This window comes from Actinocorallia aurea (genome assembly GCF_054783995.1).
This window is the reverse complement of record NZ_BAAGPQ010000021.1, coordinates 122,152-132,777: the sequence shown is the minus strand read 5'-3', so window position 1 is coordinate 132,777 and position 10,626 is coordinate 122,152. Positions and strand designations below refer to the sequence as shown.

Below are 10,626 nucleotides of genomic sequence, written 5' to 3'. Positions count from 1 at the left end.
GGAAACACCCGGTCCCATCTCGAACCCGGAAGTTAAGCCCTCCAGCGCCGATGGTACTGCATGGGAGACTGTGTGGGAGAGTAGGACACTGCCGCAATATCTGTGAGGAAAGGCCCCGAACTTCGGTTCGGGGCCTTTTCGCATTTCCGGGGCGACAGTTCCCGGCGGTCGCCCGTGGGTGGAGCGCCTAGGCTGGAGGCATGGAACGGGTACTGGTGAGTTCCTGTCTGCTCGGTGCGGCGGTTCGCTATGACGGGCGCGCCAAGACGAGCGAGTCCGCGATCCTCGCCCGGTGGCGGGCCGAGGGCAGGATCGTCGGGTTCTGCCCGGAGCTGGCGGGCGGGCTCGGCGTGCCGCGCCCACCGGCCGAACGCCGGGGTGAGGCCGTCGTCACCGACACGGGCGACGACGTCACTGAGGCGTTCCAGCGGGGCGCGGAGCAGGCGCTGCAGACGGCGCTGCGCGCGGGCGTCAAGGTCGCGGTCCTGAAGGAGGGCAGCCCGTCGTGCGGCACCCACCAGATCGCGGACGGCTCTTTCACCGGCCGAAAGGTGCCCGGCTCCGGCCTCACCACGGCTCTGCTGCGCGATAACGGCGTCCACGTCTTCAGCGAGACCGAGATCGAGAAGGCCGAGGCCTTCCTCTCCGGTCTCGAATCCCGCGCCTGAGTCCGGGTGGTCTCTGCCGAGAGGCCGCCAGGCGCCGGCGCGAGCGCGAAGGCGTCCGATGCGCCGTCAGGACAGCCCGTGCTCCTTGCGGTACCCGTCCGCGGCGAGGCGGGAGACGCGGACGGCGCCCGCGGGGGAGAGCCGAGCGCCCAGCCAGGCGAGGCGGCCGTAGGCGGGCGCGACGATGACCGCCTTGTTGCGGCGGACGCCCTTCATGACGACCTTGGCGAGTTTGTCGGCCGGGTAGATCTTGGGCACTTCGGCGTCGGCCTTGCTGCTCATGCCGGTCTCCGGCAGGCCCGCGTTGACCGTCCGCAGGAGGTTCGTGGCGATGAAGCCGGGGCAGAGCGCGCTGACCTTGATCCCGAGCCCCGCGGCTTCGGCGCGCAGGCCGAGGCTGAGCCCGACGACGGCGTGCTTCGTCGCGGTGTAGGGGATGCCCATCGGCATGGGGACGAGCCCGGCGAGGGACGCGGTGTTGACGATATGGCCGCGGCCCTGCCCGCGCATGATCCGGTAGGCGGCATCGACGCCGTGGACGACGCCCTTCAGGTTGATGTCGATCGCCCGGTTCCAGTGTGCGAGGGTGAGTTCCTCGGCGAGTCCGGCGATGGCGATGCCCGCGTTGTTGAAGACGAGGTCGAGGCCTGAGTGGTCGCGGGCGGTCCGCTCGTAAAGGTCGCGGACGGCTTCGGCGTCGGTGACGTCCAGGGCCGCGCCGAAGGCCTTGCCGGGCCCGCTCGCGGTGAGGCGTTCGGCGGTCTCTGCCGCGCCGCCGGCGTTGATGTCGGCGAGGACGACGGTGTCGCCGCGCGCGATGAGTTCGGCGGCGATGGCCGCTCCGATACCGGAGGCGCCCCCGGTCACGATCGTGGTGGTCATGGGGACCTCTCGGCTGAACTCGGTGCGAGCGGACGGGGGGAATCCCCGGATTGTAGGGGGAAGGCCGGTCTCCCACCAGAGCTGCCGGTCTCCCACCAGAGCTGTGCCTACCGGTAACACGGGCGACATGTGTAACGGGACAACCACTAGTGTTGTGTCATGCCGGTGAAACAGTCGGACAAGTTGGCCGATGTCTGCTATGAGATCAGGGGTCCGGTCCTCAAGCGCGCGAAGCAGATCGAGGACGCCGGGCATCCGGTGCTGAAGCTGAACATCGGCAATCCCGCGCCCTTCGGTTTCGAAGCGCCCCCGGAGATCCTCCAGGACGTGATCCAGAACCTCTCCCAGGCGCACGGGTACAGCGACTCCAAGGGGCTGCTGTCGGCCCGCCGGGCGGTGGTCCAGCATTACGAGGGCCAGGGGTTCACGGGCGTCGACGTCGAGGACGTCTATCTCGGCAACGGGGTGTCGGAGCTGATCGTCATGTCGCTCCAGGCGCTGCTGAACGACGGCGACGAGGTGCTGATCCCCGCGCCGGACTACCCCCTGTGGACTGCCGCGGTCTCCCTGGGCGGCGGCACGCCCGTCCACTACCTCTGCGACGAGGCGCTGGACTGGCAGCCGTCGCTGGAGGACATGGCGCGCAAGATCACCGCGCGGACCAGGGCCGTCGTGCTGATCAACCCGAACAACCCGACGGGCGCGGTGTACTCGCGCGAGACCCTGGAGCACATCGCGGAGCTGGCCAGGCGGCACGACCTGATCGTCTTCTCCGACGAGATCTACGACCGGATCCTCTACGACGGCGCCGTGCACACCTCGATCGCGACGCTGGCGCCGGACCTGCTGTGCCTGACGTTCAGCGGATTGTCGAAGTCCTACCGGGTGGCCGGGTTCCGGTCGGGCTGGGTGGTGCTGTCGGGGCCGAAGCGGCGGGCCGCGTCCTACATCGAGGGACTCGATCTGATCGCGAACATGCGGCTGTGCCCGAACGCGCCCGCCCAGCACGCGATTCAGGCGGCGCTGGGCGGTCGGCAGAGCATCCGCGACCTGGTCCTGCCGGGCGGCCGGCTGCTGGAGCAGCGCGACAGGGCGGTCAAGCTGCTGAACGGCATCCCCGGGGTGAGCTGCGTGGAGCCGAAGGGGTCGCTGTACGTCTTCCCGCACCTCGATCCGCTGGTCTACCCGATCGCCGACGACGTGAAGTTCTGCCTCGACCTGCTGGAGGAGCAGAAGCTCCTGATCGTGCACGGCAGCGGGTTCAACTGGCCGCGCCCGGACCACTTCAGGTTCGTCACGCTGCCCTACGCCGACGTCCTGGAGGAGGCGATCGGCAGGTTCGCCGAGTTCCTGGAGCCCCGCAGGGTGCGGTGACGTCCGCCGCGCCGGACTCGGCCCGGGGGCTGTGGACAACCGGCGGCGGCTGTCCGTGGCGGCCGGTACGGTGTCGGGGTGTCTTCTCCGCAGCCCCGTATCGCCCTGAAGGATGTGCCTCCTTTGGAGGACCTCATGTCGGCCGGGGTGGCCGCCGTGGGGGGCAGTGAGCGGCCGGGCCAGGTGAAGATGGTCGAGGCGGTCGACCAGGCGCTGCGCCGCAAGGAGCATCTCGCCGTCCAGGCGGGCACGGGCACGGGCAAGTCGCTGGCCTACCTGGTGCCCTCGATCCGGCATTCGGTGTCCAAGGGCGTCACGGTCGTGGTGTCCACGGCGACGATCGCGCTCCAGCAGCAGCTCGTCGACAGGGATCTCCCGCGGCTCGCCGACGCGCTGGAGCCGCTGCTCGGCCGGGAGTTGCGCTACGCGATCCTGAAGGGCCGCCGCAACTACGTGTGCCTGAACCGGATGTCGGTGGGCGCGCCCGACGACCCCGAGGACGGCCTGTTCGACACCGCCCAGGTCTCGACCCTCGGCCGGCAGGTGCAGCGGCTGCACGAGTGGGCGGAGAAGACCCAGACGGGCGATCGGGACGAGCTGGTGCCGGGCGTCTCGGAGCAGGCGTGGCGGCAGGTGGCGGTGTCGGCGAAGGAGTGCCTGGGCGGCCAGCGCTGCCCGCAGGCGCAGGACTGCTTCTCGGAGCTGGCTCGGGCCGAGGCCGCCGAGGCCGACGTCGTGGTCACCAACCACGCGATGCTGGCGATCGACGCGCTGGAGGAGTTCCAGGTCCTGCCCGAGCACGACGCGGTGGTGATCGACGAGGCGCATGATCTCGTCGACCGGGTCACCTCGGTGGCGTCGGGGGAGCTGTCGGCGAACGCGGTGGAGGCGGCGGCGCGGCGGGCGGGCAAGCTCGTCGCCGACCGGACGGCCGACCGGCTGCGGGAGCTGGCCGAGGACCTGCGGGCGGCCCTCGACGAGGAGTCCGCGGCCCGGCTGGACATGCTGCCCTCGCACCTCGGCAACACCCTGGCGGCCGTCCGGGACGCCGCGCAGGCGTGCCTGCAGGGGCTCGGCCCCGAGCCCAAGGACGCCGACCCGGCGGTCGCCGCGGGCAGGCGGGCCGCCAAGACCGCCCTGGACGACGTGCACTCCACCGCGGTGCGGATGCTCGCGGTGTTCGAGGTGCCGCTCGCCGACCGCTGGGAGGTGGTCTGGCTGGCGAAGTCGTTCGACGGCAAGTGGCCGCCATCGCTGCACGTCGCGCCGATCGCGGTCGGCGGGCTGCTGCGCGAGGCGCTGTTCCGCACCCGGACCACGATCCTGACCTCCGCGACCCTCACCCTGGGCGGGTCGTTCGAGCCGCTGGCCCGGCAGTGGGGTCTGCCCGCGCCGGGCGGGCCGGTGCCGTCGGTTCCCGCGGCGCGCGACGGGGAGGCGTCCGAGGACGACGAGAAGCCGCTCATCTGGGAGGGGCTGGACGTCGGTTCGCCGTTCGACTACCCGCGCAGCGGCATCCTCTACATCGCCCGGCATCTGCCGGAGCCGGGCCGTGACGGCCTGCCCAAGGAGTACCTGGAGGAGCTGAAGGGCCTGATCGAGGCGGCCGGCGGCCGGACCCTCGGGCTGTTCTCGTCGATGCGGGCGGCCCGCCAGGCGGCCGACGAGCTGGAGATCGACTTCCCGGTGCTGTGCCAGGGCGAGGACTCGACGTCCCAGCTGGTCAAGCAGTTCGCCGAGTCGCCCGAGACGTGCCTGTTCGGCACGCTCTCGCTGTGGCAGGGCGTGGACGTGCCGGGGCCGTCGCTGTCGCTGGTGGTGATGGACCGGATCCCGTTCCCGCGCCCGGACGATCCCGTGGCGTCGGCCCGGCAGCGGATGATCGCGGCCCGGGGAGGCAACGGCTTCATGCAGGTGGCCGCCGCCCAGGCGGCGCTGCTGCTCGCCCAGGGGGCGGGCCGGCTGCTGCGCAGCGGTTCCGACAAGGGCGTGGTCGCCGTCCTCGACCCGCGGCTGGCCACCAAGCGCTACGGCTCGTTCCTGACGGGCAGCCTGCCTCCCTTCTGGCCGACCTCGGATCCGGAGAAGGTCCGGGCCGCCCTCAAGCGGCTTTCCGAGGGCTGATCGGCACGCGGCGAAAGAAGAAGGGCGGCGTCCCGAAGGACGCCGCCCTTGCGGGGGTGGGAGGGGGTCAGGGCTTGAGGGTGAGGGTGTGCCGGGCCGCCTTCTCGACGGCCGCGGCGGTGAAGGGCCAGGCGATGGTGTCGCCGCGCGCCCACAGTTCGGTCTGGTCCCAGTAGTGCGGGGAGTAGGCGTGCCCTGAGGCTCCGGTGAGGTTGACGTACCGGGAGGCGTCGAGGTCGGCGAGGTCGGCGACGAGGCGCAGCGACGGGACCGTCTTGACCTCGTAGCCTTCCTGGGCGTCCCAGCCCGCGGCGTTGACGACGGACTTGCCTCCGCCGACCTCGATCGGGCCCCGGTTGAAGATCTTCTCGATGAGGGAGATCCCGGACGTTCCGAAGCTCTCATTCGTGAGGGTCAGGGTGTGCAGGTCGCCCCACCGCCAGGAGGAGGGGTCGTCGCCGAGCTCGCCGACCAGTTCGTCGCTCGCCTCGCGCAGCGCGCGCAGCAGGACGTCGTCGCGCTGCTCGGCGGCCTCCTCGGTCGCCACGTCGTCCCAGAACGGGTCGGCGGGGCGGCCGAGGAGGGTGCGGACCACTTCGAACCAGCGGTCGCCACCGTCGGGGCGGGCCCCTTCGGGCAGCTCGTCGTTGAACGTGTCGAGCAGGAGGTGCCGCCAGACGGCGTTGAAGAACGCGGCGGGCGCGGAGTCCACGGGCTGGGAGTAGTCCCAGGTGCGGAGCAGCTCGATGCCCTTGACGCCCGCGCCGAGGCGCAGGAGGTGCGGCACCAGGGTCGGCGCGAAGCCCTGCCGGCCGTCCATCTGGATCCCGGCCATGGCCTCGGCGTCGAGGCGGCCGCCGTTGCGGACGAGTTCGTCGATCCGCTGGGCCCGGTAGCCGTAGGACCAGTCCTTGGTGAGCAGCGGCTGGTAGGACTCGCCGATGACCGCGTTGTTGGCGGTGACGATGTACCCGGCGTCGGGGTTGAGGACGGTCGGCAGCTCCTCGTACGGGAGGTAGCCGCTCCATTCGTGGACGCCGTCCCAGCCGGGGACGGGACGGGTCCCGTCGCCCGCAGTGCGGATCGGGATGCGGCCGGGGGACTGGTAGCCGATGTTGCCCTCGACGTCGGCGTACACGAGGTTCTGGGCGGGCACCTCGAACGACGCCGCGGCCTGGCGGAACGTCGTCCAGTCGGTGGCCCGGTTCATCTGGAAGATCGCGTCGGCGGTCCTGCCCGGGTCCAGGGCGGTCCAGCGGAGCGCGACCGCCTCGCCCCCGGGGGCGGCGGCCTCGGCGTCGGACATCACGTCGGAGACGATCGGGCCGTGCCGGGTGGTCCGGACGGTCAGCTCGACGGGCTTGCCGCCGGCCACCTCGATCTTCTCGTCGCGGATCTGGAGGGGCTCCTGGGCGCCCTTGTACTCGGCGGTCGTCGCGGTGACCTTCTCCAGGTAGAGGTCGGCGACGTCGGGGGCGAGGTTGGTGAAGCCCCAGGCGACCTTGTGGTTGTGCCCGATGACGATGCCGGGCAGCCCCGAGAAGGTGAAGCCGGTGACGTCGTAGGGGCAGGCGTCGGTGACGGTCCTGCAGTGCAGGCCCGTCTGGTACCAGACCGACGGCATCTGGGCCGACAGGTGCGGGTCGTTGGCGAGCAGCGGCTTGCCCGTGGCGCTGCGCTCGCCGGAGATCACCCACGAGTTCGAGCCCAGCTCCGCGTCGCCGTTGCCGAGGTCGTCGGGCATGGCGCGGATGGCCTCCAGCACCGAGCTGAGGGCCCGGGCGGGCGCCTCGGCCGCCTCCTTCGCGCCGGAGGAGGCGAAGGCGCCGTCGGTGACCTGGCCGCCGCCGACGATGGTCGGCATCCGGCGGAAGTCGTAGCCCGGGTAGAGCTGGTCGACCCGCTCGGCGGGCAGCTTCGTGTCGGCGATGGCGCGGCCCAGCTCCTCCTCGATGTTGGAGCGCAGGTCCCAGGCCATCGCCTTGAGCCAGGCTACGGAGTCCACGGCGGTCCACTCCTCAGGCCGGTAGCCGGTCCGCTGGAACCCCAGCACGGAGTACTCCAGCGACTGGGCGGCGGTGTCCGGGTTGTCCTTCAGCCAGGCGTTGACGCCGGCGGCGTAGGCCTCCAGCAGCTGCCGGGTCTCGGGTTCCAGCAGCGGCAGTTCGGCCTCGGCGGTCTTGCGCCAGCCCAGCGTGCGGGTGACCTTGTCGGTGTCCAGGGTGGTCTCGCCGAACAGCTCCGAGAGGCGGCCGGCGGTGATGTGCCGACGGAAGTCCATCTCCCAGAAGCGGTCCTGGGCGGTGACGTAACCCTGGGCGCGGAAGAGGTCCTCGGGGGAGTCGGCGTAGATCTGCGGGATGCCGTAGGAATCCCGATGGACGGTGACCTCCCCGGCCAGCCCGGGCATCTTGATCTGCCCGTCATAGGTCGGGAAGGCCTTGCGGACCGTCCAGACGAACCATCCGGAGACGACGAGGACCAGTACCATCACCAGGGCGAGAGCCCGCACACCCCACCGCAGCGGCCAGGGCCATTGACGCATGAACTTCACGGCCAGCACTCTATGGCGCAGGTCACTAAAAAAGGCGTGCGGGCCTCGTTACCAGGACATTCGTCACTGCTTTGTTGTCAAGGAGTCAGGATCACCCCGTTCCCAGGTCGGGGGGATCGGCGTAGGCGCGGGCGAGGTCCTCGGGCGTCATCGTCAGGAACGCCTCGGACGGGTGAACGCCCGCCTCCAGAGTCTGGCGCAGCAGATCGGCGAGGGAATAGGCCGGATCGGCCTCCTCGGCCACGTCCAGTGCCACGTTCGCCAGCGCGCCGTCCCCGGACAGGAAGGCGCAGTAGGCGAGCAGGCACGCGGGTGCCGGGCGGTAGGTCCTCGCCGTCCGGCGCAGGACGTACTGCCAGAACCCCCGCTGGGCGTGCAGAGCCCTCGGATCGATCCGCACCCATGCCTCGTCGCGCAGCCGCACCCGGCCGAGCGCGACGGTGAGCCGCGCGACCTCGGGGATCCCCGGCGGCGGCCGCCCGCTGCCGATCCCGGCCATCACCCCGCGCACGAGCCGCAGGCCTTCGGCGAGATCGAGCGGGACCCGCTCGGCCCGCGCCGCCTCCCGGGCCGCCGCCGCGGCGACGGGATCGGGAAGCGGCGCGACGGAGGCGGCGAGTTCCTCGCGCGAGGGCAGCGCCACCAGGCCGTTCACGACGGCCTGCACCTCCACGGCGGTGGGCCGCAGGGGCAGGCCCGCGAGCTTGCGGTCCAGGTAGGACCAGAACTCTCCGTCGTGCACCCGCAGCGCGTCGCCGACGTCGATCCCCAGCTCGGTGAGCGCCGCGCGGACCGCGGCCATGGCCGGATCCGCGGCCTCGGGCGGGCCGTAGCAGACCAGCATCACCTCGGTGAACCCGTGCACCGCCAGCAGCCCGGCCAGATGCGCGGCCGCCTCCTTGGAGACGTCTAAGTCGAGTCGCACGGCGCATGCGCCGCCGGGGCCGTCGAGCCCGACACCGACGATGCTCATCGCCGGGTGGTAGCCCAGCATGTAGGGGATCGCCGCGATGAGTTCCGCGGAACCTCGGATGACCAGGGGAGCGGCGCCGCCGCGTGTCTCGTCCATGCCCGAACGGTCGCACAACGCGGCGGAACCCGCTCGGCGCCCTGTGGACAACTTTCTCAGAGCGAGCCGCGGGAGCCCTTGTTCCGTTCGTTCCAGGCGCGCATGCGCGGCGGGTACCCGACGATCTGGACGTCGTAGACCGGCAGTCCCAGGTTGCGGGCCACCTTCGCGATCACCGCGGGGGCGCCGACGCGGCGCCGGATCCACTCGCCGTCGTGCGCGACGGCGACCGCGGTGGTGTCGGTGGCGAAGGTCTCGGGTTCCACGAAGAACTCCACGCCCCGCTTGTCCTTGGCGAAGGCGATCAGAGCCTTCACATCGGTGTCCGTGGCCTCGCGGTCGAAGCGCTGAACAGCGCCGCCGCGGTGCCTTCTGAGCCCGAAACGATCCCAGAGCCTCATCGCCGTCCGATCATCACTGTGGAGAAAAGCGCAAGGAAAACGATAACGAAAAAGTCCGACATCGGGTTCCGATGAACATCACCAGGGCATGTCACCACCGTTTTCGGGCGACGGGGGTGCAGATGAAACGGCTCATGGCGGCGCTGGCCGTCCTGGTCGCGCTGGCGGCCTGCGGCGAGGCGCCGGAGCGGCAGCGCACGAGCGCGGAGGCGGAGACGCCCGTGCTCGTGCAGCCCATGGTCTACCGCCAACCCGACCCGGACCGGCGCCGGGGCCTCGGCCCGGACGGGCTCCCCGACATGTGCGCCCAAGGCAAGTGCGTCGCCCTGACCTTTGACGACGGCCCGATGGACCACACCGAGCGCCTGCTGGAGATCCTGGCCCGCTACAACGCCCGGGCCACCTTCTTCGTCGTGGGGCAGATGGTCGAGGAGTTCCCGCAGCTCGTCCAGAAGGAGGTCGCCGCGGGACACGAGATCGCCAACCACAGCTGGAACCACTCCGACCTCGCGGGCCTGTCCGAGGAGGGCGTCACCGCGCAGATCAAGCAGACCCAGGAAGCCATCCTTCGGCACTCCGGCTACCGCTCGGTCCTTCTGCGCCCTCCCTACGGCTCGTCCAACGCCCGGGTGGCCAAGGTCGCCGCGTCGTTCGGCCTCCCGGAGATCATCTGGGCGGTCGACCCGCTGGACTGGCGGGACCGCAACTCCTCGCTCATCGCGCGCCGCGTCCTCTCCGAGACGGGCCCCGGCGACGTGGTGCTCCTGCACGACATCCACGCCAGCACCGTCGACGCCGTCCCGAAGATCCTGGAAGGTCTCTCGGCCAAGGGCTACCGGTTCGTCACGGTCAGCCGGCTCTTCCGGGGGATGGCGCTCCAGCCGGGGCACCAGTACCGCGAGCGGACGATGACGGTCGCGCGCTAAGGGGCTTCTCAGGGTTCTTCCCCGATGCGGACGGGGCGGCGAGCGGCGACCATCGGAGTATGGAGACCACCCAGATGCGCGTCGGCCACGCCGAACGCGAGTCCGTCATCGACGTCCTTCAGAGCGCCTACGCCGAGGGAAGGCTGGACACAGAGGAACTCGACCAAAGGGTCCACCTCGCCATGACGAGCAAGACGCGCGGCGACCTGGAGCCTCTGACGCACGACCTGGCTCCGCGGCCGGCCCTGGAAGCCGAGGAGACGGGCGAGGACAAGGTCCTCGGGTCGCTCGCCCACGTGACGGGGATGCTCACCACCTTCATCGGGCCGCTGGTCCTGCTGCTCACGTCCGGACGGCGCTCCGCTCCCGTCCGGGCGCACGCCGTGGAGGCGCTCAACTTCCAGCTCACCCTCCTGATCTTCACCATCGTCACGTTCGGCATCGGCGGCGTCGTGTACGCGGTGGCCTGGATCGCGTCGCTCATCGCGGGGCTCTCGGCCCTGACGAGCGGTTCCTTCCGCTACCCCCTGACACTGAGGCTCATCAAGTGATCTGAGTCTCAAAAGTAAAGGACCTGGAATATTTACGGGACGGAAAGGTTTACCGCATGAGTTGTGCGTGAAGATCG

The 10,626-nt window shown here is 70.8% G+C and carries 9 protein-coding genes and 1 rRNA gene; 6 read left to right on the top strand and 4 right to left on the bottom strand.

The window, feature by feature from the left end; translation table 11 throughout:
* Together rrf and ACYVOM_RS25620 are read left to right on the top strand one after the other, a co-directional pair.
* Positions 1 to 97, top strand: a 5S ribosomal RNA gene (rrf, locus tag ACYVOM_RS25625); the annotation flags it as partial.
* 103 nt (positions 98 to 200) lie between these two features.
* Positions 201 to 668, top strand: a complete 468-nt coding sequence (locus ACYVOM_RS25620) for a 2-thiouracil desulfurase family protein (RefSeq protein WP_460306043.1) — start codon at positions 201 to 203, stop codon at positions 666 to 668.
* Positions 669 to 734: 66 nt separating this feature from the next.
* Here ACYVOM_RS25620 and ACYVOM_RS25615 read toward each other — a convergent pair whose 3' ends face one another.
* Positions 735 to 1,550, bottom strand: a complete 816-nt coding sequence (locus ACYVOM_RS25615; protein ID WP_460306042.1) for an SDR family NAD(P)-dependent oxidoreductase — start codon at positions 1,548 to 1,550, stop codon at positions 735 to 737.
* A gap of 159 nt (positions 1,551 to 1,709) precedes the next feature.
* On the opposite strand from ACYVOM_RS25615, the gene ACYVOM_RS25610 reads away from it, so the two are divergent.
* Complete coding sequence (locus tag ACYVOM_RS25610) at positions 1,710 to 2,924, top strand: pyridoxal phosphate-dependent aminotransferase (protein WP_460306041.1); 1,215 nt, start codon at positions 1,710 to 1,712, stop codon at positions 2,922 to 2,924.
* Between the two features lie 135 nt (positions 2,925 to 3,059).
* The gene (locus ACYVOM_RS25605) at positions 3,060 to 5,048 is read left to right on the top strand and encodes an ATP-dependent DNA helicase (protein WP_460306050.1); all 1,989 of its coding nucleotides are present in this window, start codon (positions 3,060 to 3,062) and stop codon (positions 5,046 to 5,048) included.
* 67 nt (positions 5,049 to 5,115) lie between these two features.
* Here ACYVOM_RS25605 and ACYVOM_RS25600 read toward each other — a convergent pair whose 3' ends face one another.
* From ACYVOM_RS25600 to ACYVOM_RS25590, 3 genes are all read right to left on the bottom strand, one after another.
* Complete coding sequence (locus tag ACYVOM_RS25600) at positions 5,116 to 7,593, bottom strand: penicillin acylase family protein (RefSeq protein ID WP_460306049.1); 2,478 nt, start codon at positions 7,591 to 7,593, stop codon at positions 5,116 to 5,118.
* 100 nt (positions 7,594 to 7,693) lie between these two features.
* Positions 7,694 to 8,671, bottom strand: a complete 978-nt coding sequence (locus ACYVOM_RS25595; protein WP_460306040.1) for a DUF4192 domain-containing protein — start codon at positions 8,669 to 8,671, stop codon at positions 7,694 to 7,696.
* Positions 8,672 to 8,727: 56 nt separating this feature from the next.
* Positions 8,728 to 9,072 (bottom strand): hypothetical protein, encoded by a 345-nt coding sequence (locus ACYVOM_RS25590; RefSeq protein ID WP_460306039.1) that lies wholly within the window; start codon positions 9,070 to 9,072, stop codon positions 8,728 to 8,730.
* 122 nt (positions 9,073 to 9,194) lie between these two features.
* Between ACYVOM_RS25590 and ACYVOM_RS25585 the strand changes: the two genes are divergently transcribed.
* Positions 9,195 to 9,998, top strand: coding sequence for a polysaccharide deacetylase family protein (locus tag ACYVOM_RS25585; RefSeq protein ID WP_460306038.1), 804 nt, complete (start codon positions 9,195 to 9,197; stop codon positions 9,996 to 9,998).
* A gap of 59 nt (positions 9,999 to 10,057) precedes the next feature.
* Complete coding sequence (locus ACYVOM_RS25580) at positions 10,058 to 10,549, top strand: DUF1707 domain-containing protein (RefSeq protein ID WP_460306037.1); 492 nt, start codon at positions 10,058 to 10,060, stop codon at positions 10,547 to 10,549.
* Positions 10,550 to 10,626 lie beyond the last annotated feature (77 nt).

Bases quoted from the DNA above. Each gene is read 5' to 3' on its own strand.
- ACYVOM_RS25620 (WP_460306043.1), top strand. From the start codon at position 201: ATGGAACGGGTACTGGTGAGTTCCTGTCTGCTCGGTGCGGCGGTTCGC.
- ACYVOM_RS25615 (WP_460306042.1), bottom strand. From the start codon at position 1,550: ATGACCACCACGATCGTGACCGGGGGCGCCTCCGGTATCGGAGCGGCC.
- ACYVOM_RS25610 (WP_460306041.1), top strand. From the start codon at position 1,710: ATGCCGGTGAAACAGTCGGACAAGTTGGCCGATGTCTGCTATGAGATC.
- ACYVOM_RS25605 (WP_460306050.1), top strand. From the start codon at position 3,060: ATGTCGGCCGGGGTGGCCGCCGTGGGGGGCAGTGAGCGGCCGGGCCAG.
- ACYVOM_RS25600 (WP_460306049.1), bottom strand. From the start codon at position 7,593: ATGCGTCAATGGCCCTGGCCGCTGCGGTGGGGTGTGCGGGCTCTCGCC.
- ACYVOM_RS25595 (WP_460306040.1), bottom strand. From the start codon at position 8,671: ATGGACGAGACACGCGGCGGCGCCGCTCCCCTGGTCATCCGAGGTTCC.
- ACYVOM_RS25590 (WP_460306039.1), bottom strand. From the start codon at position 9,072: ATGAGGCTCTGGGATCGTTTCGGGCTCAGAAGGCACCGCGGCGGCGCT.
- ACYVOM_RS25585 (WP_460306038.1), top strand. From the start codon at position 9,195: ATGAAACGGCTCATGGCGGCGCTGGCCGTCCTGGTCGCGCTGGCGGCC.
- ACYVOM_RS25580 (WP_460306037.1), top strand. From the start codon at position 10,058: ATGGAGACCACCCAGATGCGCGTCGGCCACGCCGAACGCGAGTCCGTC.